The sequence below is a fragment of the Streptomyces caniferus genome (genome assembly GCF_009811555.1).
In the GTDB taxonomy this organism is placed as follows: domain Bacteria; phylum Actinomycetota; class Actinomycetes; order Streptomycetales; family Streptomycetaceae; genus Streptomyces; species Streptomyces caniferus.
Genome location: NZ_BLIN01000005.1, coordinates 317,223 through 340,617, shown reverse-complemented (window position 1 = coordinate 340,617; position 23,395 = coordinate 317,223). Strand labels below are relative to the sequence as shown.

The window sequence follows — 23,395 nt, the reverse complement described above, 5'->3', positions numbered from 1 at the left end:
TTCCGTCTCGCGGGACGCAGGACGAAGTCCGTGATGAACCTGTCGGGACGAGGCCAGAGCGCACGTCCCGAAGGGGGGCGGTTCCCGGCGGGACGTCACTCCTCCAGCGCGCCGGTGGCGAGCAGCCTCAGCGACATTGCAAGCCGTCGAGTCTCTCCCTGCCCCAGCAGGTGCACGATCGGCCCGTTCTGCAGGGCACCGAGCAGGATATGGGCCACGACCTCGGCGTCCAGGTCGGGGCGTTCCTCGGTGATCAGCGCGCTGATGTGGCCGTGCCAGAACCCGTAGACCGAGTGTTGTTCCGACGAGTCCTTCTGGGCGTCGCAAGGGGCTGTCGCCGCCTGCCCGAGAGCGGCCAGCAGACCCTTGTTCCGTCCGACCACGTCCACGACCGCGTCGAGGAAGGCCAGCAGCCGTTGCCGGGGAGGAGCGCCCGGGCCCAGTGGCGGGGGGCCTTCCGTGACCGATTCGCGCAGGGCGTGAGCGCGTTCCAGCATCAGCTCCCGCATCAGACCCGCGCGGTTGCCGAAACGGTGGAACACCGTGCCCTTGCCCACGCCCGCCGCGGCAGCGATGCGCTCCATCGAGACCTGCTCCGGAGGGTGCTCGGCAAGGAGGCTCTCCGTGGCCTCAAGGATCGCGCGCCGATTGCGTGTCGCATCGGCGCGTTCGCGGCGGCCTTCCGCCATCAGCTCTCTCCTCATCCAGGACAACGCCCATAGACAACTGGACCGTCGGTCCAGTACGGTCGAAATTGGACCGCCGGTCCAGTTTAGAACGCCACTCCGTTCGAGGAGAGTTGCCATGCGACGAATCCGCTACCACTCCTACGGCGGCCCTGAGGTCCTTGCCTTGGAAGAGATCCCGGCGCCCGTCCCGAAAGCGGGACAGGTGCTGATCCGGGCCGCGGCGATCGCCGCCAACTTCGTGGACACCCAGCTCCGGCGCGGCATGGCTCAGACCGAGCTCTACCGGCGGCCCTTACCCAGGTCCCTCACCGGCGACGTGGTGGGCACGGTCGAGGCAGTCGGACCGGACACGGACCCGGCCCTGATTGGACGTCGGGTCGCCACGGCTTCCGAGGACGCGTTCTGTGACCTCATCGTCGCTGACACGCCGCGGCTCGTCCTGGTACCCGACGGGCTCGACGCAGGCACGGCCAGCGCGCTCCCCATGGCGGCACCAGTGGCCCTGGGCGTGCTGCGCGCCGGGCGTCTGACGCGCGGCGAGACTGTACTGGTGCACTCCGCCGCGGGCGCCATCGGCCACCTGGTCGTGCAGCTCGCGAAGGCGCTCGGTGCGGGTACGGTCATCGCCACGGCCAGTACAGCGGCCAAGCTGGACTTCGCCCGCGCCCAGGGCGCCGACATCGGCGTCAACTACACCGACGAGGACTGGCCGGAGCAGGTCCGCACGGCCGCGCCCGGCGGCGTGGATATCGTCCTCGACGCGGCCGGCGGCGAGATCCTGCGCCGAAGCCTGGACGTACTGGCACCGTACGGACGCCTGGTGACGTACGGTGCCGCGAGCGGCGAGCTCGGCAGCATCCCCGTCACCGACCTGTTCGCCCTGAGGTCCGTCACCGGGTTCTCCCTCATAGCCGCGTATGCGGCTGACCCCGAGCGCGCAGCGAGGGACCTGGCTGAACTTACCGAGTGCGCGGCCCAGGGATTCCTTCATGCAGCGGTCCACGCCCAGCTGCCGCTGACCGAGACCAGCGAGGTGCACCGGCTGCTGGAGAGCCGTGCACAGCTGGGCCGCATACTGGTCGCCCCATAAGGGGGCCGGGCCGTCCCAACGCTGGCGGTTACGGCCGACGAGCAGCGAGGACCAAGCCACACAGGCTCTGACACCTGCCGCTACCTGCCACCGACTGTCAGTTGCCCTGACGGGCGGCTGACCGTCCCGCCTTCACGGCCACGTCAGCGCCGTCATTTCTCATCGACATTTACGGGCCCATTGATCATCAAGTGACTCCGGAACCTGTCGACAAACGCTGTTCCTGGAGATCAACGAAACCAGCTGGCTTCATCGACTTCTGGAGACAGCGTTTATCGACGCCTTCCGGAGGCGGTTGGCCATCAACTGGCTTGAGGATGGATGTCGAGGAGAAATGGTTCTGGATCGGGTTCTGTGGTCGGTGACGGTGAGTTACTGGGCTTGGCCACCTGCCCGTCACACCATCCCGGACGGCGCCCCCTCCGGCCGGTCGGCCGGGTCGAACCGCTGCTCGCGCCGCCGGTGGAGCCGGCCGTGCTCGAGCACTGCGGACCGCCCTCCGAGGTCGACCGCGCCTACGGCGCGCTGGCTGCCCACGTCGCGCGCCACGCCTTCGCGGTCGACGGCCCGCTCCGCGAGTACTACCTGGTCGGCCGGCACCATACCCCGGACCGCTCTGTGGCGGACCGAGATCGGCTGGCCGGTCTTCCTCACCGGCGCCGCTGGCCCGGAGGCAGCGTGACGAGGCCGTCCGCCGACGCGCAGGTGCGCGTCAAATCAGGTACTGCGCCCGCAGGTCAGCCACATACTTGGTGATCAGGGCCGGTGACAGATGAGGGATGTCGTTCTCCTCGTCGAGGGCAGCGGCCCGTACCGCCGCACGGAACCGGTCCGCCGGCAGGGCGGACCCGGGCAGTGACTTCTGCGGCTCGGCGAAGGCGTGCAGCAGAGGAAGCAGCGAATGTTGCTTCTGGTGGTCGGGCAGGCCCCGCAGGGCGGTCTCGAAACGGTCGAGCCACTCGGCGTGGTCCTGGACGCGGGTCAAGGGGTGCCCGGCTGTCATCAGCCAGTCGACGAACGTGTCGAGGGAGATGCCGTCCTCGTGCGGGTTGACCACGTTGTAGGTCCGGTGGCCCTCTCGTGCGTCGTCACCCAGCGAGGTGATCGCCCGCGCGGTGAAGTCCACGGGGAGTGCGTCGTAGTGTGCGCTGCCGTCCCCCGTGTCGCGGGCGTAGAAGCTGCCGGGTGCGATGCCTGTCGCCAGCAGGCTCAGCAGGAGGCGGGTGAAGACGTCCGGGATGTTGAGCTGGCCGCGGTAGCGCGGGTGCGCGAGGATCAGGTTCGAGCGGAAGACCGCGACCGGCAGCCCGAACCTTTCGTGCGCCTCGTGCAGCAGCACCTCGCCGGCCCATTTGCTGGCCGCGTAACCGTCGGCGTAGTCACCTTCGAGGCCGCGTGTCCGGCAGGCGGTGCGGATGTCCGCCGACTCGTCGGCCGCTGCCTCGTTCCCGAAGACGACGGCGACCGTCGACAGGTAGGTGAACTGCTTGATTCGGGAGGTGACCGCGAGCCTGATCAATTCGGCTGTTCCCCGTACGTTGGGACCGAACAACTGGTCGTAGGGCAGGACATGGTTGACCAGTGCCGCCGGGTGGACGATCAGGTCGACGGTGTCGGCCAGCCGCTGCCAAGTCCTGTCGTCGAGTCCGAGGTCCGGTTCCCCGATGTCGCCGGCGATCACGTGCAGATGCCGGGCGGCGAGCTCGTGGTAGCGCTCCATGAGTTCCGGGTCGCCGCTGTCGAAGGCCGCCTCCAGCCGTGCCCGGGCCGTCTCGGCGGAGGAGCCGCGGACCACGCACACCAGCGTGCCACCGCGCTGCGCCACGCGCTCCAGCCATTCGAGACACAGAAAACGGCCCAGGTAGCCGTTGGCGCCGGTCAGCAGCACGGTCCGGGCCTCGGGCAGCGGACCGGCCGGCCGTTCGGCCCGCCCGATGGCCCGCGCGTCGAGGAACGCGTCCAGCCGTAGGTCGGCCACGTCGAGTCGCGTCGCGTCAGGGCCGTGGAGGCTGTCGGCGGTAGGGCGGCGGTGTTCCGACGCGAGCGCCCGCTCGATGTGGTCGGCCACCCGCCGCAGCGTGTTGACCGGGTTGATGACCACGTCGACAGGAACATCGACGCGGTAGATCCCCTTCAGCAACTGGGAGAACGACAGTGCCGTCAGGCTGTCACCGCCGAGGTCGAGGAAGCGTGCGCCGGGATCCAGGTCGCCGTTCTGCTGCCCGAGGAGCGCCTGTGCGGCCCGGAGCACGGTCTCCGGCACGGGCTGGTCGGGGCCGAGCCGGCGCAGTGCCCGCAGTTCGTCGGCCTCGCGGCCGGCCAATTCGGTGTACAGCGCTTCGAGGTGCTCGCCGTAACGCTTCGTCAGGGCGGGCCGCAGCGGCTTGCGCATTCCGGAGAGCAGTCCGTTCTCCTGGGTGAACGGCTCGCTCTCGATGAGGAAGTCCCTGGGGATCTCGTAGGAGTTCAGTCCCGCCTCGGTGGCGAGTTCCTGCAGGGACTCCCGCAGGACCGGCCTGATGCGCCGGGGGTCGCCGTCTGCGCGGTCGAGGGCGTCCTGCGTCGGCACGACGACCGCGAGCAGATAGGCGCGGGCGCTGTTGCCGTACAGGAAGATCTGCCGGACGACCGGACTGCCGCTGAAGAGCGCCTCCAGGCGGGAGACCGTGACGAATTCGCCCTGTGACAGCTTGAGGACGTTGGAGTGGCGGTCGACGTACCTCAGCGCGTCGGGGCCGACGCGGGCCATGATGTCGCCCGTACGGTAGAAGCCGTCCTCGTCGAAGGCCTCGGCGGTGGCGTCCGGGCGCCGGAAGTAGCCGGGGACGAGCCGGTCGGACCTGATCAGCAGTTCGCCCCTGGGGTGCGGTGAGTCGGTCGCGAAGTATCCGAGCTCGGGTACGTCGGCCAGCTTGTGGTCGGTCACCGGCGGGCGCAGCACCTGGCCGTCGAGGGAGACGATGCCGGCTTCCGTCGACCCGTAGCCGTCGGACAGTCTGACGTGGAGGCAGTTCTCGACGAACGCCGTCAGCTCGTCGCTCGGTGGAGCGGAGGCGGTGACGGCCCACAGGAGGCGGCCGCCCATGACCTTCTCCCGCAACTCCTCCCTCACCTGCTCGGCTGCATCGCCGTCCGGCTCGGTCCGGCGGGACAACTCGGCCCGGTAGTACTGGAAGAGCATGTCGGAGATGCGGGGAACCATGAGGAACTCGGTGGGTCGGACCAGCGAGAGGTCTTCGAAGAGCGTCGACAGGTCGCTGGACGCCGTGAAGCAGGCGAGGCCTCCCTTGGCGAGCGTGCTGAACAGTACCCCCCTGCCCATCATGTGGCTCAAGGGCAGGTAGTTCAGCACGATGGAGGGCCGAACCGCTTGGCCGGGTACGAAATCGATCCAGAAGTGCCTGACCAGGCGCTCGGTGTACATGGCGCCCTTGGGGGTGCCGGAACTGCCCGAGGTGTAGATCAGTGCGCTGAGCGCGTCGGCTGCCGACCCGTCGGGAACCTCCGGGAGCGACGGCAGCGTCCTTCCCCGGTCGATGACCGATGCCAGTGTGTCCAGGGTGACGCCTCGGTCCTGCGCCGCGAGCCGGCCGCGCGCGGAGTCCAGCTCCTCCTGGTGGGCGGTGATCTCGGAGTGGTGGCCGATGAGGATGATCCGGCGCAGGGAGGGGGCGTTCGCCGCTATGTCGATCGCGACCGCCACGTGGTCGACGTGCGCCACGAGCAGGCGGGGTCCGGTCTGCTCGATGATGGGGGCCAGGTGTAACGCCGAGGTACCGGCCTGGAGGGGAACGGACACCATGCCGGAGCGGATGCAGGCCAGCTCCACCACGGTGTACTCGGAGCTCGTGGACCCGAGAACGGCGACGAGGTCACCCGGGCCCATCGCGTGTTCGGGGTGGTGCCGCCACTCGGAGGCCACCGCGCCCACCCGTTCCCAGAGTTCGCCGTAGGTGAGCGTGTCGAACCGCTTCAGCAGGCGCAGCGTGGTCCGGCCTGTCTCCGGGTCGGTGACCGGCTCGGTGGCACGCTCGCCCAGGGCGGGACGGTCGGCGTAGCCCTTCATCACCGTGGCCACCAGGGCGGCGAGCGGCAGTCCGGGCCGCCGGATCGCCTCGGTGACGGCGTCCAGGGGCACGGTGTCACGGAACTGCGCGTCGGTCGCGGACAGGTGGGCGTTCCGACGGTCGGTACGTGCGTCGAGTTCGGCGGCGGGGGGTCGGGAGTGGGACACGAGTGGTCTCCTTTTCGGCCGTGAAAGCCCGTTCGGGTGGGCGGCGTTGCCGTGTGGGTGGGGTGTTCGTGTCAGCGGGCGGGCTGACGCAGCTGGCGGTCCTGGCCCGCGCCGTATCCGGCGACCGTCGTGGCAATGCCCAGGACAGCCGGTAGGGAAGCCGGCCGCGCACTCACCGGTCCTCCGCGGCTCGTGGTGTGCCGGTCTCGTGGCCGCGGGTGAGCTGGACGATCGCGGCCGCCGCGCCACGGGCGCCGCCCGCGTCCCGGGCTTCGATCGCGTCGACGAGCCGGCGGTGCAGGCGGGCGTGCTCCTCGGCATGGACGGCGTCCCAGGGCAGGCCCCCCAAGGACGAGGTGAGCGCCGTGCCGAGGTAGTCGTACACCTCGATCAGCAGGTCGTTCCCGCTCGCCCGGACCACGGCCCGGTGGAACAGCGCGTCGACGTTCGTGGCCGCGGACGTGTCCTCATCGGCGCAGGCCGCGTCGGCGTCGGCCAGGAGCTCCCGCAGCTGCTGCAACTGACTCTCGTCGCGGCGCAGGGCCGCGGCTTGGGAGGCGTACTCCTCCAGAACGGTCCGCAGCTCCAGCACGTGGTCCCGCCGCGCGGAGCTCGCCCGCCGCACCATGACCGACTGCAGCTCGCTCGATGAGCGGACGTAGGTGCCGTCGCCGGCGCGGGGCTCCAGCAGGCCCAGGTGCACCAGCGCACCGATCGCCTCCCGCAGGGTGCTGCGTCCGACGCCGAGTTCTTCGATGAGGGCCTGTTCCGGCGGGATCCGCGTCCCCACCGGCCACCCGCCGGACTCGATGTGGGAGCGGAGACTGTCAACGAGCTGAGCGGAGAGGCTGGTGGTCCGCCGCGGTGCGCTGATGCGTTTCATGGCAGCACTCTATACAAACATCAGACGTTTGAACATCAGGTACTGAGTCGTAGTCAGCCCACCACGTCTGCGCTTCGTGCAGCCGGCCCCTCGCCGCGGATCCGCCGGGCGACGGCCCGTCGCCGCCGTGTCAGGCGGCCGGGCGGGCGGTGTGGCCGCGGCCCGAGCCGGCGCGGCGGACGTCCCGGGCGGCCAAGGCGATCATCACGGCGGGAAGCAGAACGTCGTTGGCGAGGATGCCACCCGCGTTTCCGGCGGCGTGGTCGCCGTGGGCGAACCACTGGTAGACGTGGCCGATCGCGGCTCCCCACAGGAACGCGGCGGCCGCCGGCACATCAGCATGACCACGCGGTACAGGAGCTCTCCGGCCTCGCGTTGCAACCTCCGCCCGCTCTGATCCTGAACGGGGGCCGGCACCGCCGGCATCGGCTCGGCAACCTGTAGCACCAACTCTGACCGCTGCCACCCGGCAGACCTGGCAGCTCCGCCCATTAGGGAAGTCGGCCTGGGCAGGTCAATGGCCAAGATCCGAGCGCAACCCGGCCCGTCGGGGGCCGGGTACCGCCGGCCCGAATGCCTGTGGAGTCAGTCGGCCGGGAGCCGTCGGGCCAGATTCCCGGCCAGGTGCCGGGCTGCGTACGCTCCATCGCCAGTGCCGGCGCTGAGCAGTTGCAGCGGCTCGATCGCGGCGCGGGCCTTGCCCAGTGCCAGCAGCGGCAGTCGTCCCGCGAGGCGGGCCCGGCAGGCCCCGAACCCAGCCGTTGGCCGTGCTCGCGGACCGGGCCTACTCCTCCCGCGCCATCCGGTCCCACCTGCGGCGACGTGGAATCCGTGCAGTCATTCCGCAGCCGTCCGACCAAATCGGCCACCGCCTGCGGCGAGGCGGCCGAGGCGGACGCCCGCCCGGCTTCGACCGCCTGACGGCCACGCACACCGCGGTCGGATCACCCGTGCTCAGCTCGCCCCGCCGAGGGCCGCCGGCGAATCGGCGTCGTGCAGCAGCATCCGCGGCGTGCCCGAGCCGTCGGCCGGCACCCGCCAGACGTCGGCGCGGGCGCGCCCGCTGGGCAGGGCGTAGGCCACGGTGCGCCCGTCGAGCCAGGCCGCCTGGTCGTCCACGGACCGCGTCTCGGCCAGGGGTGTGACCCGGTTCGTGGCCACATCGAGGACGGAGAGCCGCCAGCCGTGGGAGGGCTGGTCGTCACGGGCCGATTTGAAGGCGATACGGGTCCCGTCGGGGGACAGTGAGGGGCATTCGACGTTCGCGCGGAGCGCGCGCAGGGTGCGGTGTGCGAGGTCGCCGCGGACCAGATAACGGTGCCCCTTGGTGGACAGGGTCGCGTAGAAGTGCCGGTCATCAGGGGCGAAGGTGACGCCCCAGATGTTGAGGTCGACGGCGGTGTAGGGCTTGCCGTGCAGGGTGACGTGCCAGTCCTCCAGCGTCGGGACGAGCCACTGCGTACGGGTGTCGAGGATGCCCGCCCGGGTGGAGAAGCGGCCGCCGTTGTAGGAGTCACCGGCGACGAAGACCGTCCAGGCGACCATACGGCCACTGGGCGACACCCGGGCCCGGTTGGGCACCCCGACCAGCGGAAGGGTCCGCCGGACCTTCAAGTCGCGGTCCATGACGGCGAGTTCGTAGGTCTTGAGATCGCCGTCCAGGCGCAGGCACAGGGCGGTGCCGCCGGACGCGTGGACCCGGGTGCAGGTGACCGGTGAGGTGAGGCGCCGCGCCCCGGGCCGGTGGGCGCCGACGGAGATCAGATGGTCGCGGCTGCCGGGGGCCGTGCTGCGGGCGATGATCCGCGGACCGGGGGCGACGGACACCGAGGAGCCCGCATGGGCGGCCGCGGTGGGCCGGGCGGCATGGCGGATCGCCAGCGTCGCCAGGACGGTGAGGACGACGGTGGCCACGGTTACCAGGAGCAGGGGGCGACGCCTGGTCATACGGTGACCTCCTCGACTCGGGGGCGGGCCAGGACGCCCGCGGTGAGCGCGACGGCGAGCAGTACGGCGCAGGCGGCCGCAGCGGTGGCGGGGCCGGCGCTCCACTGCGACCAGGCGGCACCGAACGCGACGGACGAGCCGAAATAGGCCAGCGCCTGCACGGTCTGCACCAACGCCATCCCGGTGGTGCGCAGTTCGGGCGACAGGACGGGGCCGGCGAGTGCCATGAGGACACCGTCGGTGGCGGCGTAGAAGGTGCCGTAGCAGCAGAGGGTGAGGACGGTGGCGGCCGTGCCGGACAGCGGGGAGCACAACAGCACGGGCGATGTCGCCGGGAGAGTTGTTGCAGGCGTCGGCGCCGTCGTTGCCCGAGGAGACCACCCAGGTGACCCCGGAGGCGATGGACTTCTTGATCGCGCTGTCCTCGCTGCTGTTCTTGCTGCGGTTGATGCTCATATTGACCACGGCGGGTTTGTCGGCGAGGGCGGTGATCCAGTCGGCGGCCGCGATGATCGACGACGACGAGCCCTTGCCGCTGCAGTTCAGGGCGCGCACGGACACCGGCTTGACCCCCTTGGCCACGCCGTAGTCCTTACCGCCGACGGTGCCGGCGACATGGGTGCCGTGACCGGCGCAGTCCTGACCGTTCTGCCCGTCGCCCACCTCGTCGGCCCCGACGGACGCCCGGCCCTGGAACTGACTGTGCGAGGTGCGGATACCGGTGTCGACCACATACGCCGTGACCCCGCTCGCCGTCGTGGCGTACGAGTAGCTCTTGTCGAGCGGCAGGGACTCCTGGTCCACCCGGTCGAGCCCCCACGACGGCGGGTTGCTCTGGACGGCGGAAGCCTGGACCTCGGCGTCCTCCTCCACGTAGGCGACACCGGGATCGGCCGCCACCCGGCGCGCCTGATCGGCGCTCATCGCGGCCGCGTAGCCCTTGAGCACCGTCCCGTAGGTCTGCCGGACGGCACCGCCGTGTGCCTTCACGAGGCGGGCGCTCTCGTCCCGCACCGAACGGGCGGACAACGTGCGGTCCTTGAGCACGACGATGTACCGGCCGGGAAGGGCGTGGCCGGAGGTGCGGACGGTGGAAACGGGCGACGCGTCCTCCGCATAGGACACGTATCCGGCGAGGAGGGGGACCGCTGTCGAGAGGGCGACGACCGTGGCGAGCCTCGATATCCGCAGGGGCACAGCTACTCCAAGGGGGATGCGGGAGCCCGGAAATCGCGGGCACCCCCTTTACCGGCCGCTCAGGGGCAGTGGTGGCACAGCTGTGTCAGTGGCACAGATGCGCAACCCGCGCCCGGCGCCGCATCCCCTCCCCGGCGGGCCGGGAGGCCGTCGGATCCACTCCTTACGGGCGGCGTGCAGGGCAATTCGCCCCCGGCTATCCGATGGCCGATACTCCTCCCGATAACCGGCTGCGGAAGATGGCTGCCGGACCCCAACTACATTGACCTGAACGACCACGACGACTTCGTCCGCGATGTCCGCCAGCTCTACCGCGACGCCGACCCCGCCGCCCCCCCCGCGTCCGCTACGAGCACCGCTGGTCGGCGGTCTGCCCCAGCTGCTGAGCGGCCGCCGCACCGGGCGAGACGGGCGAGTGCGCAACATGGTGGGTGCGACAGGGACCGCAACGCGGCCCTGTCGACCTTCCCGGTGCTGCCCTGCCCTGCCCTGCACCGCCCTGTGCTGGGATTTGCTGTGTGGCCTGTTCCCCATCCCCCGTTGGCCGGCATCGGAGCGGTCTGGCGCATGAGCGTAGGGCGGGATCATTTTGACGGCCCAGCCCGGGTTGTCGAGCGTCTTGATCGTCACACCCCCTTCGTGCTCCCGGTCACCATCGCAATGCGAGGCGTACCAGCTCGGCAACCAGTCGGAACCTGCTCGGATTCGGACTGGCCGCCGGCTGGCTAGAGTGGCCGCTATGAGCGAGCATCCTGGACCTCGGACCGTGTCGCCGGTGCCGCTCGGCGCAGGTGGCGGCGACGGCGACTGGTTGCCCGTCACTGCGGGCGAGTCGGGAGCCGCCGTCTTTCGCAGTGCGGACGCTGCCCGGTACGCCAAGTGCGTGCCCGCTGCGGACGCCGTCCACCTGAAGGCCGAGCGCGACCGGGTCGCGTGGCTGGGCGACCAGGGCGTACCGGGCCCCCGGGTGCTCGACTGGCACTCCGGTAGCGCGGGTGTCTGCCTGGTGACCAGTGCCGTCCCCGGCGTACCCGCTGACCAGGTGTCCGCCGCGGACCTGCGAGTCGCCTGGGAGCGTATTGCGGACGCCGTCCGCCGGCTACACGAGGTGCCCGTGGGGGAGTGCCCGTTCCGCCGGGGCCTGGACGTCATGGTCGCCGTGGCGCGCGACGTCGTGACCCGCGAGGCGGTGAACCCGGAATTTCTCCCTGTCGAGCAGCAGCACACGCCGGCCACGGAGTTGCTGGCCCGCCTCGCCCCGCAGGTCGCACGGCGACGGGACCAGGAGGCCGCCGACATGGTCGTCTGCCACGGGGATCTGTGCCTGCCCAACATCATCCTCGACCCGCAGACCCTGAACGTATCGGGCTTCATCGACCTGGGCCGCCTCGGGCTGGCCGACCGTTATGCAGACCTTTCCCTGCTGCTCGCCAACGCGCGGGAGACATGGCCGAACGAGGAGCAGGCGCGGGCCGCGGACGTGGCGTTCGCCGAGAGGTACGGCATCACCCTCGACCACGACCGCCTGCGCTTCTACCTCCATCTCGACCCGCTCACCTGGGGCTAAAGTCTTCCCGCGACGGTGCCCTTGCGGAACCGCCGGCGCGGCCGCAGCGCGAGCGGCGGTGCGAGGCCGTTGATGATGCGGTTGGTTGCAGGCTTCGCGATTCCGAACAACGGCGCGTGTCGGCGCAGCGTCAAGTTCGTGCTCCAGTACGCCGCGAGCAGTAGGACGGACGCGGTCCTCCAGGGGGAAGGCTCTACGGCCGGCCTCGGCGGACCCCGCCCGCTCCCTCACGGCGCAGGGCGGTCACCAGCTTGCCGAAGTCGCGCGGGCTCAGCCCGGTGAACGGGCCTATCCAGGACGGCTGTGACGCCGTGATCACTGCTGCCACGTCAAGATCGTCCCACTACCCCAGAGCCCCGGGTTACGGAGATCAGTACCGGCCGGAATTCTGTGGGGCGGTCTCGCCGCAGGCCGGTACGGCGCGACGCGGGACCAAGGGGGATGAGCTGGTGCGCCCAGTGCTGTTGTTGGATGTGGACGGACTGTTGAACCCGTATGCCGCAAAGCCGCACCGTCGGCCCGAGGGCTATCAGGCGCACCGTCTGCTGACCCCTCGCCGCGATGTCACCGAACGCCACCGTCAGCGCGGTGCCCCGCCGTGAGCGCAGCTCCCCCCGCCCGTCAGGGTGCCGGGCGAGCAGGCAGCGGTAGCCGTCCCACTTGGCCTCGTACGCCACCCCGGCCGTCGGCAACACAGCGGCTGGCGCAGCCGGCATCGGTTCGGGAACCTGGAGCACCATGTCTGACCGCTACCACTCGGCAGACCTGGCGGCTCCGCCCACCGGGGAAGTCGACCTGGGCAGGTCAATCGTCGAACCAAGCGACAGGGCCCTGCCTTCGTGGCGTCCCTGGCGCAGGCTCAGCCGAATGTTCCCCTCTGTGGACGGAGCAGCACTCCCACCGGGGCGGCATGCTGCGCTCGAACGGTTCAAGCCCTGCGGCTCATACCCCGGCTTCCCTGCCCGCCACGGAACAACGGGAGTCCGGTGGATCCGCTCCGAGAGGCTGCGGGCCCACCGGACTTCCCCGTCAGACGTGATGAGGCCCAGCGGATCCAGCCGGGGGATCGCGCAGGACTCTCCAGGTCTGTCCGGCTCAACGTTTCGACGAGGTCCGGAAGGGGGCGGACTCTGTTCGTGGCCTGCTGTCGAGGAACGGACGAGTTACTCGACCCAGATGTAAAGGGCCCACCTGCTGCCGCGCGGAGTGCAGTAGGCGGGGCCGGCGTAGGACGCCGCCAGCGAGTAGCACGTCGACTCCGAGTAGCTGCCGTCATAGTGCCAGTACCCAGGCACAGTCGCTGTCGTGCTGGTCGGAGAAGGCGCGGGAGCCGCCTGTGCGGTGGCGACCGAACCGCCAGCCAGCAGAGCGACCCCCGCCGCGAGGCCTGCGAACCATGTACGAGTACGCATGATGCTCCTTCAAGATGTGCGTCGAATGATGTGTAGAGGTCGGTTTTGCCCTTCCTCGCCCGTCTTTGGCGTGAGACTTCAGCCGGATCCGGGTGATGCCGAGAATGTCCGCACGGTCACCGGGCTGACAAGGAGAATCAGCGTTCGCGTCTGTTCGAAACAGTGCTGACCGGTGTTCCGAACACCCCCGAACACGGCTGATTCAAGGAGTGCCAGGTCACCAACTGCGGGGTCATGCTGAAGCAATGACCGAGCAGGGGGACGGCTTCGCCGAGCTACCGGAGGATGCACCACAGCCCGCACAGAGCCGGACTCCTACCGAGTTCACTGCATCCCTGCGTTCGCTACGGATCTGGTCCGGCCTGACCTACCGGCAGCTTGAAGACAAGGCGACCGCGAACGCCGACACACTCCCGGCCAGCACGATCGCAAGCACTCTCGGCCGCGTCACCCTGCCCCGAGAAGGGTTCGTCGACGCCTATACCCGCGCGTGCGGCCTGGGCGCTGAAGAAGTACGTCAATGGCGCGAGGCACGCCGCCGCATCGCAGGCAACGAACCCGTATCGAACGGCGCTGCGCGCGACGACGATCCCGACACTCCCATCACCGGCGCGCCTGCCCCGGCGAGCGTCCCGCGGTGGCGCCGGGTGGCCCCCCTGCTCGGTGCCGCAGTCATCGGTGCCGCGGGCACACTCGGCGTCCGCATCGCGATGCACGACGCGTCGACACCAGCCGCCCTGCCCGACCCTATGCAGTTGGGTCGTCAAACAAGGAGATGTCCATGATCATTCGCAACGTGACCGTCATCGACGGGCAGGAGGCCGCCCCCATCGCCGATGCCGAAGTGGTGGTGACCGACGGACGGTTCAGCGCCATCCGGCCGGCGGCCGGCGCGCGGGCAGCGACCGGTGGCGCTCCCGTGCTCGACGGGCGGGGTGGCTACCTGGTGCCGGGCCTGTGGGAGAGCCACACTCACCTGGGTGGACACGCCTACTCCAAGCCCGAGAACGAGCGGGTGAAGTACGTCTCCCAGCTACTCACCGACTTCCTGAGTGCCGGGGTGACCAGCGTCGTCGACCTCGGCGGTCCACTGGAGATCGAGCTCGCCGCCCGCGACTACCGCGACAAGGCCACCGACGCCGCTGCCGGGTTGTTCTTCGCCGGGCCGGTGTTCACCGGTGTGGAGGGCTGGCCGGTCCTGGACGATCCGGCACGGGCCCCCATCGCCTACCAGACCGACAATGCCGACGTTGCCTATCGTCAAGCACTGGCGCTGGCCGATCAGGTCGACTTCATCAAGTGCATCTACGACGGCGAGCCCGGCGCCCCGGACAAGCTGCCCCTCGACGCCCTCAAAGCCATCGTCGCGGCCGGGCACGAGAAGGGCAAGAAGGTACTCGTGCATGTCCACGAACGCATCGATCTGGAGGAAGCGGTGGCGTTCGGCGCGGACGGCATCGAACACGCCTTCCAGCCGCAGGACCCCGGTAGTACCGCAGAGGCCCGCGACGTCGCCGCACTACTGGCGGAGACGAACACCTCTTACTGCCCCACCCTGGTCACCTGGGAGCAGATCGCGCACAACGGCGCGGCCGGCTATTTGCAACAGCTGGTCGATGATGGTTTCGCCACGCACGACGACATCCCGCACATCACCAGCCGCCCGATCTACGGGCGCCAGTTCCCCCGGCATTCCGCGCAGGACTCCCACATCCGTTTCGACTATGCGATGCGCACGCTGGCGCTGATGCACGACGCGGGAGTGAAGATCACCGCGGGCAGCGACGTGGCCATCCTGATGCCCTCGCCACCCATCGCCCTGCTGCGAGAACTGCAATTGCTGGCAAAGGCAGGCCTGCCGCTGCCCGCGGTCCTGGCGCCGGTACCCGGCATTCGGCCGAGAAGATCGGTCAGCAGGCGACGACACCGGGGACGATCACCGTCGGATCCACTGCCGACGCACTGCTGCTCGATGCTGACCCCTACGTGGACATCGCGCACCTGGTCGACCGCTCCCACCACATCGGGACGTTGCGGGTTGGGCGGCCAAGCTGGGATGAGGGCCACCCCCGAGCCTGACACGGGCCGATAGCCGCGCCTTCTGGTCGCGATGGCGGCGAAGACGGATCCGGCGAAGTTGGCGCGTCAGGCCCGGAATCTGATCGAGGAGTTCAACCGCGTGGTGCTGGACGATGCGAAGGACCTGTCGGCGCCCGCTGTGTCGGACGCCGTCCAGGCACTGAAGTCGTTGGTCGACCGGCTTCCCGAAGGACCTTCGCACCCGGCGTCGGCCCTGTTCCTCATGGGCGGTCGCTAGAGGTGCCTGACCTGCCCTCGTCCGAAGAGATCGAAGCCGCGCGCACGCCTGCCGGCGGCTGGAAGCGCGACCAGCTCGCTGCCTGAGGCATTCCATGGCCCCCGCCCAAGGGTTGGAAGGGCGAGCTGGCCGAGCGCTGGAGGGCCGCACACCAGGACGGCGCACCGCCGCCCCTGCCCAGCCCGGCCCCGGCCGACTTCGCGCAGGAGACGTTCGATTTCGGCTGACCCGACGACAGCGGGCCGGGCAGGTTCGGACGCTGCCGGCCCGCGATTTGTCCGTAAGACCGTACGTGACGAGATACGGTCAGGCGCTTGGTGCAGTTCAGCGCCAAGCGGGTCGGCTGGTCCCGGTCAGGCTGCCGGGGCGGTCAGGACAGCATTGGCCGCCAGCCGGAGATTCCTGATCATCGGATTCGGGTCGCCCTTGCGGCTGACCAGGACGACCTGGCTGGGGGGAGCGCCCTCGATCGGGACGGTGACGAGGTCGGGACGCAGTGAGCTACGCCGGTCGCCGACCGGTAGCACGGCGATCGCCCTGCCGCTCGCGACGAGTTCGAGCTTGTCCTCGTAGCTCTCGATCGGCGGCACGCCGGCCCCGAGGATCCGGTAGGAAGTCCAGTCCGCGGTCTCGAACGCGCACGGCGCCGCCTCCTCGCCGGCCAGTTCTTCCGCGGTCACCGACGCGCGCTCGGCCAAGCGATGGCCACGCGGGACCACGAGCATCCGGGGCTCCTCGTACAGCGGGGTGGTGAACACGTCGTCGTCGGCGAGCGGCAGCGGGGCCCGCGCGATCAGGGCGTCGACGCGCTTGTCGGACAGCGCCCCGACGTCGCGGCAGCTCAGGTACCGGGTGGCGATCTCGGCGTCCGGGTAACGGCGCCGCAGTTCCCGTACGGCGGCAGTGATCACCAGGTCTTCAACGTAACCGATGGCGATTCGTTCGGTCTCGGCTTGTTCACGCACGGCCAGCTCGGCCTGGCGGGCGGCCTGCAGCAGGGCTTGGGCCCGGGGAAGGAACCTCTCACCGGCCGGAGTGAGCAGGGTGCCCTGAGGTACGCGGTCCAGCAGTCGTGCGCCGAGATACTTCTCGAGCCGTTGGATCTGGCGGCTCAGCGCCGGCTGGGCCACGTGCAAGTCGGCGGCGGCCCGGCCGAAGTGCTGGTGCGCCGCCACCACGGTGAAGTAGCGCACCAGCCGCAGTTCCAGGTCCTGTCCGAGATCGTTCACCCTTCCAGCGTACGCGTCATGCCGTTTCGGAATGATGAGGTTGCCGAACCGGTCTTGGACGGCCGTGCCGTCCTGGGCCTTGACTGAAGGAGCAACGTTTCCCCAAGAAAGCGACGGGCGCGATGAAGGCGATCCAGTTCCACGAAGCGGGCGGGCCGGAAGTTTTGCAGTATGACGAGGTGCCGGTTCCCGAGATCGGCCCGGGCGAAGTGCTCGTCCGGGTGCACGCGGCGGGCATCAACCCGCCGGACTGGTACCTGCGTGAGGGGATGAAGGTCATGCCGGCCGGGATGAGGCCGGCGCTGGAGTTCCCCCTGATCCCTGGAACGGACATGTCGGGTGTGGTCCAGGCGGTCGCTCCGGACGTGCTGGGGTTCGCCGTCGGTGACGAGGTCTTCGGCATGCTGCGGTTCCCCGGATTCGACGGCCGGACGTACGCCGAGTACGTGGCCGCGCCGGCTTCGGACCTGGCTCACAAGCCGGCCGGTATCGACCACGTGCAGGCGGCTGGGGCGCCGATGGCCGTGCTTACGGCCTGGCAGTACCTGGTTGATCTCGGCCACGACGTGCCGTCTCCTTTCACCGGCCAGGTGCACCGGCCGGTGCCGATCACGCCAGGGATGACCGTGCTGGTCAACGGGGCCGCCGGTGGAGTGGGCCACTTCGCGGTGCAGCTGGCGAAATGGAAGGGGGCACACGTCATCGCGGTGGCCTCGGGCCGGCACGAGCAGTTCCTGCGCAAGCTCGGCGCCGATGAGTTCATCGACTACACCAGGACGCAGGCCGTGGACGTGGTCAGCGGTGTCGACCTGGTGATCGACACCGTCGGTGGCCCGGACAGCGCACGCTTCCTGACCGTGCTCAAGCGCGGCGGCACCATGCTTCCGGTGTTCTTCGCCCAGTACGACCCGGAAAAGACGGCGAGTCTGGGCATCACAGTCTCGAACATTCAGGTGCGTTCCAACGGCCCCCAGCTAGCCGAGATCGGGTGCCTGTTCGACGAGGGCAAGCTCCAGGTCGGGGTGGACAGCACCTACCCGCTGCCCGAGGCGGGCAGCGCACACATGCGAGCCGCGCAGGGCCACCTCCAAGGCAAGATCGTGCTGACGGTGGTCTCGTGATCGCTGAACTCCAGCAGGCGGTGGCGAACTACGCCCACGCCCTGGACGAGCTGAATGTGCCCGAGCTGGAAGCGGTCCTGACCGAAGACACCACCTGGACCTTTACGTTGCCCGGGCAGGGAGTGCTCGGCCCGGTCGCCGGACGCCCTCGGCCAGTTGCCCCGCACGCGGAGATATGCGGGGCAACATCGCCGGGAGGCGGGCGGGCGATTGCGGTCCGGCTGCCCGCCTGCGGTCAGCGCTGGTGGGGAATTGGGGGCCGCTGCGCGTCCTTGTCCGCGGAACGGTCGAATGCTCCGGGCTGGGCGAGGTCCTCGAGGAGTTCGTCAATCAACTCCTGGGTGACGTGCGGCATGACGTAGACGTGGCTGTAGTCGTGGCGGAGTCCATCGAGATTGAGTGGCACGCAGGCCAGCGAGTACTTCTGCGTGATCTCAGCCCGCGGCTGCTGGAACCAGACGCTGAGCGCGTGATCGCCGTGACCGACCTCGATACCGTCCTCGGCCCAGGGCTCACCGCGTTCCCGCAACTGCTCGCTCAGCCGGCGCAGGCGTGCGGCCGTGTACTCGGCGATCCGCAGGACCTCGGCGGCCTGTCGCACCTGCTGCTCCTCGCTGAATTGGGCGAGGTGGTTCCACATGGCCAGGGAGGCGAAGCCGCTGCGGGAGCCGGCGAAGGTGCTGTCGGGAGAGGAGACGACCGCCGGGTCGGACGGCGGGCGCAGCTTGGATCCCGCGCGGGACATGTAGATCCCGGTGGGGACGGGCGCGCCGGGGTACTTGTGTCCGCTGGTGACGATCGAGGACACCTCGGGGATCCGGAAGTCGAAGACCGGCGGCGCGGTCTCGATGAGTCCGCTGTCGCGGGCCTTCTCCAGGTAGGGGGCGTAGGCGCCGCCGAGGGCTCCGTCGACGTGGATCCAGTACCCGTTGCGGATGCTGACCCGGGTGGGGTCGTCGGGGTCGAAGCGTACGGTGCGGTCGACGAGGCCGTGCCGCTCGAAGACGGGTCGCAGGCGCTCGCAGGCGCCCTGAACGTCGTCGTAGGCGCCCTTGAAGACGCTGCCGATGTTGAAGTTGACCAGGACGGGGTGGCCCTTGGCGGCGAAGAAGTCCACGAGGGCCACCAAGGCGTCGACATCGACCGTGCCCGGACCCTCGTCGCCGCCGGTGGTCGGGACTCCGCCGAGCGGCCACCCGTTGTACGTCTGCATGCCGGTGCCGGCCACGTCGATGGGGCACTCGCCCGGGTAGAGGCTGCCGCCCAGGTCGTAGAAGGTCGGGATGTCCAGCACCCGCATCGCCTTGATGTGCGAGTAGTGGGTCTCCTGCGAGAAGAACGCTACCGGCATGTAGGCGTTGGGGTTGTCGTCGGGGTGTTTGGCCCGCAGGTAGCTGGTGCGGCAGCTGGCATCGCCGGACACCTCGTCACGCACCAGGGCGTTGCCGTCCAGGTAGTCACGGGCGTTCCACATGGCGTACAAGTTGCCCTCGGTGCTGCCCATGGACAGCACGTATCCCCACCCGTCCTCATCCCCAGGACTGGCCGGGTCCTCGGGCAGCGGGGCGTGCCACAGGCGGGCGTAGTGCTCCAGGACCGCCCGCTCCAGCCACCGCGAGTGCAGGCTGTAGTTGCTGTCGACGAACGGGTCCCCGATGTTGTTGATGTGGTAGCCCAGGAAACGACCCAGCGCGGCGTGGCCGTCGAGCGACAGGTTCACCTGGTAACCCAGAAGACGCTCCCGCTGCCCGCCCAGGTACCCCTCCAACTTGGCAAGGACCGCGGTCCGCTGCTCATCGGTGTAGGCCTCGGTACCCAGCCGGTAGTCGTCGTCGGCCGGCCGTGCCGTGAGATGCGTATCGGAGTGTTCGGTAATCATTCGATGTTCCGATTCTGAGCGAAACTGCTGCAAGTGGGGATCGCCGCCAGGCGCCAAGAGTCTCGGGAATCGCTCGGATCTAAGGGGGGCAGGTGGTTGCGCGAGTCAGCCGCCTATGCGACGGTCAACGGGCGGTTGCTGAAATTGGTCGGTCGCCTGTCGTTGAACTGTCGAAGCGGCGGTTGCCGCGGAGTGCGGGTGTCCTGTCCAGGAACTCGCGGTACACAGGATATGTGTGACGCGCCGCCCCGATTGCCCATCCTTCTCTATTTATCTCCATCTAGTTATTTCAAGTGGAAAGCGTTTGAGGCCAGTTATCCAGGGGCGCCTTCAGGAGTGACGTTTCGGCAACTCTCGGAAAGGCAGCTTTGTGCCGCAGGAGTGTGCTGCAGTCGTGTTCTTTTCCGGCTGGGACCAGTCCCGGGCGTCGTCAGCTACGGCCTACAACCCGGCCCGCGCTCCTGCCGTCCTCGCCTGGGGCCGGCCCGGACACGCTCGCCCAACGCGACGGCGAGCAGATCGCCCTCCACCTGACCGGTCACGCCCGCGCGGTCGCCGCCGACGTACGAGGCCGCGCCGACCAGATGCCCAAGGACAGCGGCCCGGGGCGCTCGCCGACGTCGTCCACTGGACATGGTCCGCCTGCTGCGGGCGAGGAGACCCGCCGCGCCGGAAACGACCGCAAGACCATCCCCAAACAGGGCGGATGGGTAGGGGGCATGGAGGGCTACTTCGAGGACGCCGATGGCTGGGGGAGAACGCCATGATCGGCGCCCCCATCACCGAGGTGATCACGGAGACGGCCGCGCCGAGGCCGATGAGGATGCCCTTGCCCGGCTGCGGCGGGTCGGCGAGCCCGGTCGGCGGATGCTCGACCGGGCTCGGTAACTGCATGAGGCCCAGCTCTGGACGGCCACCCGGGGCTGGGTCTTCGTGCGTACGGACTGAGTCCGGCCACACAGCAAACCCGCTCACCGTCTGGAACCGCACCCCGGCCCGCGGCGCGGCACTTGCGGCCGAGGGCGCCAAGGTCGCGGACAGCACCGCCGAGGCGGTCGCGGCGAACACCCTGATCGTCACCTGCCTGTTGGACGACACCTCGGTCGACGAGGTGCTGACCGGCATCGACCTGGCCGACCGGGACCTGGTCAACCTGACCACCAGCACCCCTGCCCAGGCCCGCACCCGCGCCCAGTGGGCCCGCGAACGCGGCGCCCGCTACCTGGACGGCGGGATCACGGCGGTCCCCCCCGATGATCGGCGCCCCGGAAGCCGGCGGCTACGTCTTCTACAGCGGCTCGCGGGACCTGTACGAGCGGCACCAGGAACCACCGAGCAGCAGGGTGTCAGCCCGGAACTGCTCAGCCCGTACTTCGAGCTGATGCGCCGCCGCCTGGCCGAGGGCAGTGGCGAGGAAGGCCTGACGGGAGTGATCGACCTACTGGTGCGCTGACCGGCCACTTGCCACCCCGGAGGTGCTGTGACCAGCACTTCGCAACATGCCCTCACCAGCTCGTGCACCTCGTCCGGATCCTGGCCCCGCTCGTGCATCTCACACATGGAGCTCGCCGCCTGGCTCAAGGCCGAGCATCGACTCGGACACGGGCACGCCAACGCCCTTGTTGCCCACACCCTCGCCGAACGCCACGGAACCTGAACCGGTGCGGGGCCTGATCGGCGGAGATGTCGCTGCCCAGCAGATCACCTTGTCTCCGCCCTGCCATGGCGGTTGTTGACCAGAGCAGCGCCCACGAGGGAGACCAAGCCGCCGACCAGGCCGAGGAGGCTGGGGAGTTCCCGGAGGAAGAGGAACGAGACGACGACGGTGATGAGGGGCAGGGCGTAGAGAGCGGACGTCGACGCCGATACGTCGAGCCGGGCCAGGGCATAGTTCCACAGGAGATAGGCCACTGCGGCGGGGAAGATGCCCAGGTAGACCATGACCAGGATGCCGTCGTTGGAGGCAACGGCCAGTTGCCGGGTGAGGTCCGGGGTGAACGGGAACATCAACAGGGTGCCGGGGAGGGTGACGTACACGTTGAGTTCCATGGCTCCGTAGCGCTTCAGCAAGGGCTTGGACAGGACGAAGTACAGGCTCTCCGCGACGGCAGCGGCAAGCACGGAGAAGGCGCCGACGTTGATCTGGAGACCCGCCTGGCCGGCGAAGAGCACGACGAGGGTGCCGGCGATACCGACGCCCACCCCGAGCCAGCCGACCACGGCCACCCGCTCGCGCAGGATCGCGGCGGCCAGCATGACGCTGAACACCGGGACCTGACCGACCAGAAAGCCGGCAGTTCCGGGACTGACGGTCTGTTCGCCGAAGTTCAGTCCCAGGTTGTAGACCACGATCAACAACAGGGCACACAGGAGCAGCAGCGGCACGTCCCGGGCCGAGGGCAGCCGAAGCCGCTCGCGGCGGACCCGAGCGGTCACCGCCCACACCACCACCAGACAGACGGAGGCGATGACGAAGCGGAGAAGAGCCATGGCGCCGGGAGTGAAATCGTGCAGAGCGGAGCGGACACCGACGAATGCCGATGCCCACAAGGTGAGTGCTCCCGCGAGGGCGAACCAGACTGCCGGAGCCCTTACGCCGACGTCGGCGGCGGGATGATCGGTGATCATGAGTGGATCCTGTCCATGAGAATTTTCCGAACCGGCCCTGCATGTCCCTGCGATGCCTGTCGTGTTCCGCCCGGCGTGGTGGTACCGGTCGAACCTGTGCGGAGGGTCGGGGAGGTCCAGCGGGTGGGCCGCGTCCAGGAGGGGTGGTCGGCAGCCATCCGGCGCAGCGGCGCGTATCGGTACTTCCGTCAGGGCCCGCTGTCTGCGCCCTTGCGCGGTGTGCGGTGCGAGAACCACACCGCGGCGATCACCACCACGCAGCCGGCGAGCTGCCAGGCAGTCGGCGTCTCCCTGAGGATGAGCAGGCCACATCCCATGGCCATGACCGGCTGCAGCAGCAACAAGGCGGCGGAAGTGTTCGGCGCGAGCTGGGGTGTCCCGGTACTGATCAACAGCCAGGCCGCCACCTGTCCCAGCAGAGCGAGCGCGAGGATCCAGCCCCACGAGGCCGGCGACATCGACAGGGTGATGCCGGTGGTGCACATACCGACCACCCCCGCGGTCACCGCAGCGGCCGCGGTGGAAATGCAGACCGGCGTCACCACGTGCACGGGGCTGCGCTCACCTGACAGCCGGTTGAGATACAGATAGGCGGCATAGGCAACACCGGCGCACACGCCCAGCAGCGTGCCGCGCACCGGGCTGCCGTCTTCCGCACCGCCCTGCAGAGCGCCGCTGGCCAGAGTGATGCCACCCAACATCACGGGCGTGGTGCACAGGAAACGACGAGACATGACCGTGCCGCCGATGAGCCGCGCCAGCAGCGGGAAGGCGATGACCTGTACGTTGATGAGCACCGTCGCGACTGCAGCCCCCACATCCAGGATGCTCATGGTCCACATGACGTAATCAATGCCGAGGAAAACGCCCGCGAGCGCCGCATATCCCTGAAGTCGCCGTGCCAGTCGCCCGTTGCGCCGTATCTCGTGAACAAGCAGTGGCACAAGAATGCCCAGGGCAAGGGCACAGCGCAGGAATGCCACGGTTCCTGCGGTGATGTCGGCGAGCTTGACGAACATTGCCGAAGCGGACAAACAGGCGGCTCCACCGATGACCAACCCCGCTGGGGCTGTTGAACTGCGCCGGGGAGCCCGCTCGGTGTCATCGGAAGTCGCCCCGGAGAGCGTTGAGGTCGCATCCACAACATCCACGGTCCCAGCGTGAGCCGCGTAACACTATTCAAGATTCATTAGCCAAAAGCA

General features: G+C 69.3%; 18 protein-coding genes and 4 pseudogenes. 9 read left to right on the top strand and 13 right to left on the bottom strand.

The window, feature by feature from the left end; translation table 11 throughout:
• Positions 1–95: 95 nt before the first annotated feature.
• Positions 96–689, bottom strand: a complete 594-nt coding sequence (locus Scani_RS18220; protein WP_159477307.1) for a TetR/AcrR family transcriptional regulator — start codon at positions 687–689, stop codon at positions 96–98.
• A 115-nt stretch (positions 690–804) separates the two neighbouring features.
• Here Scani_RS18220 and Scani_RS18215 point away from each other — a divergent pair, with 115 nt between their 5' ends.
• Complete coding sequence (locus Scani_RS18215) at positions 805–1,779, top strand: quinone oxidoreductase family protein (protein ID WP_159477304.1); 975 nt, start codon at positions 805–807, stop codon at positions 1,777–1,779.
• Positions 1,780–2,175: 396 nt separating this feature from the next.
• On the opposite strand, the gene Scani_RS18210 is transcribed toward Scani_RS18215, so the two are convergent.
• The 4 genes from Scani_RS18210 to Scani_RS18195 all read right to left on the bottom strand — a co-directional run bounded on the left by Scani_RS18210 (position 2,176) and on the right by Scani_RS18195 (position 7,230).
• Positions 2,176–2,433, bottom strand: a complete 258-nt coding sequence (locus Scani_RS18210) for a hypothetical protein (RefSeq protein WP_159477301.1) — start codon at positions 2,431–2,433, stop codon at positions 2,176–2,178.
• A gap of 58 nt (positions 2,434–2,491) precedes the next feature.
• Positions 2,492–6,013, bottom strand: coding sequence for a carboxylic acid reductase (gene car / locus Scani_RS18205; protein WP_159477298.1), 3,522 nt, complete (start codon positions 6,011–6,013; stop codon positions 2,492–2,494).
• A gap of 172 nt (positions 6,014–6,185) precedes the next feature.
• Positions 6,186–6,896 (bottom strand): FadR/GntR family transcriptional regulator, encoded by a 711-nt coding sequence (locus tag Scani_RS18200; protein ID WP_159477295.1) that lies wholly within the window; start codon positions 6,894–6,896, stop codon positions 6,186–6,188.
• A gap of 130 nt (positions 6,897–7,026) precedes the next feature.
• The gene (locus Scani_RS18195; protein ID WP_246295971.1) at positions 7,027–7,230 is read right to left on the bottom strand and encodes a DUF6790 family protein; all 204 of its coding nucleotides are present in this window, start codon (positions 7,228–7,230) and stop codon (positions 7,027–7,029) included.
• A 388-nt stretch (positions 7,231–7,618) separates the two neighbouring features.
• Between Scani_RS18195 and Scani_RS18190 the strand changes: the two are divergent.
• Positions 7,619–7,813, top strand: a pseudogene (locus Scani_RS18190) (IS5/IS1182 family transposase); the annotation flags it as partial.
• A 37-nt stretch (positions 7,814–7,850) separates the two neighbouring features.
• Here Scani_RS18190 and Scani_RS41990 read toward each other — a convergent pair.
• Together Scani_RS41990 and Scani_RS18175 are read right to left on the bottom strand one after the other, a co-directional pair.
• Positions 7,851–10,040: a S8 family serine peptidase gene (locus Scani_RS41990; RefSeq protein ID WP_308686580.1), complete on the bottom strand. Its 2,190-nt coding sequence runs from the start codon at positions 10,038–10,040 to the stop codon at positions 7,851–7,853.
• A gap of 48 nt (positions 10,041–10,088) precedes the next feature.
• Positions 10,089–10,862 carry an Imm53 family immunity protein gene (locus tag Scani_RS18175; protein ID WP_246295969.1) on the bottom strand — a complete coding sequence of 258 codons (774 nt, stop codon included), beginning with the start codon at positions 10,860–10,862 and terminating at the stop codon, positions 10,089–10,091.
• Between Scani_RS18175 and Scani_RS18170 the strand changes: the two genes are divergently transcribed.
• Positions 10,780–11,607, top strand: a complete 828-nt coding sequence (locus Scani_RS18170; protein WP_159477292.1) for an APH(3'') family aminoglycoside O-phosphotransferase — start codon at positions 10,780–10,782, stop codon at positions 11,605–11,607. The two genes, Scani_RS18175 and Scani_RS18170, sit on opposite strands and share 83 nt — an antisense overlap.
• Before the next feature lie 11 nt (positions 11,608–11,618).
• Here the strand turns inward: Scani_RS18170 and Scani_RS18165 are convergent.
• Positions 11,619–11,935: pseudogene (locus tag Scani_RS18165) on the bottom strand (helix-turn-helix domain-containing protein); the annotation flags it as partial.
• 835 nt (positions 11,936–12,770) lie between these two features.
• A complete protein-coding gene (locus Scani_RS18160) occupies positions 12,771–13,019 on the bottom strand; it encodes a hypothetical protein (protein ID WP_159477289.1) in 249 nt (82 codons plus the stop codon).
• A 245-nt stretch (positions 13,020–13,264) separates the two neighbouring features.
• Between Scani_RS18160 and Scani_RS18155 the strand changes: the two genes are divergently transcribed.
• From Scani_RS18155 to Scani_RS18145, 3 genes are read left to right on the top strand one after another with little or no spacing between them, the layout of a single operon-like run.
• Entirely contained in the window at positions 13,265–13,804 is a 540-nt protein-coding gene (locus Scani_RS18155) for a helix-turn-helix domain-containing protein (RefSeq protein ID WP_159477286.1), read from the top strand.
• Entirely contained in the window at positions 13,801–15,111 is a 1,311-nt protein-coding gene (locus tag Scani_RS18150; protein WP_159477283.1) for an amidohydrolase family protein, read from the top strand. The genes Scani_RS18155 and Scani_RS18150 overlap by 4 nt, the downstream gene beginning before the upstream one ends.
• An 18-nt stretch (positions 15,112–15,129) precedes the next feature.
• On the top strand, positions 15,130–15,336 hold the full coding sequence (locus tag Scani_RS18145; protein ID WP_159477280.1) for a hypothetical protein: 207 nt from the start codon (positions 15,130–15,132) through the stop codon (positions 15,334–15,336).
• Between the two features lie 353 nt (positions 15,337–15,689).
• On the opposite strand, the gene Scani_RS18140 is transcribed toward Scani_RS18145, so the two are convergent.
• Positions 15,690–16,565, bottom strand: coding sequence for a LysR family transcriptional regulator (locus Scani_RS18140; protein ID WP_159477277.1), 876 nt, complete (start codon positions 16,563–16,565; stop codon positions 15,690–15,692).
• Positions 16,566–16,687: 122 nt separating this feature from the next.
• On the opposite strand from Scani_RS18140, the gene Scani_RS18135 reads away from it, so the two are divergent.
• Entirely contained in the window at positions 16,688–17,686 is a 999-nt protein-coding gene (locus tag Scani_RS18135; RefSeq protein WP_159477274.1) for an NADP-dependent oxidoreductase, read from the top strand.
• Positions 17,687–17,921: 235 nt separating this feature from the next.
• Here the strand turns inward: Scani_RS18135 and Scani_RS18130 are convergent, their stop codons facing one another.
• Complete coding sequence (locus Scani_RS18130) at positions 17,922–19,565, bottom strand: PLP-dependent aminotransferase family protein (protein WP_159477271.1); 1,644 nt, start codon at positions 19,563–19,565, stop codon at positions 17,922–17,924.
• Between the two features lie 892 nt (positions 19,566–20,457).
• Here Scani_RS18130 and Scani_RS42365 point away from each other — a divergent pair.
• Together Scani_RS42365 and Scani_RS18120 are read left to right on the top strand one after the other, a co-directional pair.
• Positions 20,458–20,893: pseudogene (locus Scani_RS42365) on the top strand (NAD(P)-binding domain-containing protein); the annotation flags it as partial.
• 227 nt (positions 20,894–21,120) lie between these two features.
• Positions 21,121–21,222: pseudogene (locus Scani_RS18120) on the top strand (DUF4287 domain-containing protein); the annotation flags it as partial.
• A 44-nt stretch (positions 21,223–21,266) separates the two neighbouring features.
• Here the strand turns inward: Scani_RS18120 and Scani_RS18115 are convergent.
• Both Scani_RS18115 and Scani_RS18110 read right to left on the bottom strand, forming a co-directional pair.
• A complete protein-coding gene (locus Scani_RS18115; protein WP_159477268.1) occupies positions 21,267–22,193 on the bottom strand; it encodes a DMT family transporter in 927 nt (308 codons plus the stop codon).
• Between the two features lie 188 nt (positions 22,194–22,381).
• The gene (locus Scani_RS18110) at positions 22,382–23,335 is read right to left on the bottom strand and encodes a DMT family transporter (RefSeq protein WP_371872432.1); all 954 of its coding nucleotides are present in this window, start codon (positions 23,333–23,335) and stop codon (positions 22,382–22,384) included.
• Positions 23,336–23,395 lie beyond the last annotated feature (60 nt).

Excerpts from the sequence above, each read along its gene's own strand:
- Scani_RS18200 (WP_159477295.1), bottom strand. The coding sequence starts at position 6,896 with ATGAAACGCATCAGCGCACCGCGGCGGACCACCAGCCTCTCCGCTCAG.
- Scani_RS18155 (WP_159477286.1), top strand. The coding sequence starts at position 13,265 with ATGACCGAGCAGGGGGACGGCTTCGCCGAGCTACCGGAGGATGCACCA.
- Scani_RS18160 (WP_159477289.1), bottom strand. The coding sequence starts at position 13,019 with ATGCGTACTCGTACATGGTTCGCAGGCCTCGCGGCGGGGGTCGCTCTG.
- Scani_RS18170 (WP_159477292.1), top strand. The coding sequence starts at position 10,780 with ATGAGCGAGCATCCTGGACCTCGGACCGTGTCGCCGGTGCCGCTCGGC.
- Scani_RS18220 (WP_159477307.1), bottom strand. The coding sequence starts at position 689 with ATGGCGGAAGGCCGCCGCGAACGCGCCGATGCGACACGCAATCGGCGC.
- Scani_RS18115 (WP_159477268.1), bottom strand. The coding sequence starts at position 22,193 with ATGATCACCGATCATCCCGCCGCCGACGTCGGCGTAAGGGCTCCGGCA.
- Scani_RS18215 (WP_159477304.1), top strand. The coding sequence starts at position 805 with ATGCGACGAATCCGCTACCACTCCTACGGCGGCCCTGAGGTCCTTGCC.
- Scani_RS18130 (WP_159477271.1), bottom strand. The coding sequence starts at position 19,565 with ATGATTACCGAACACTCCGATACGCATCTCACGGCACGGCCGGCCGAC.
- Scani_RS18145 (WP_159477280.1), top strand. The coding sequence starts at position 15,130 with ATGGCGGCGAAGACGGATCCGGCGAAGTTGGCGCGTCAGGCCCGGAAT.
- Scani_RS18135 (WP_159477274.1), top strand. The coding sequence starts at position 16,688 with ATGAAGGCGATCCAGTTCCACGAAGCGGGCGGGCCGGAAGTTTTGCAG.
- Scani_RS18150 (WP_159477283.1), top strand. The coding sequence starts at position 13,801 with ATGATCATTCGCAACGTGACCGTCATCGACGGGCAGGAGGCCGCCCCC.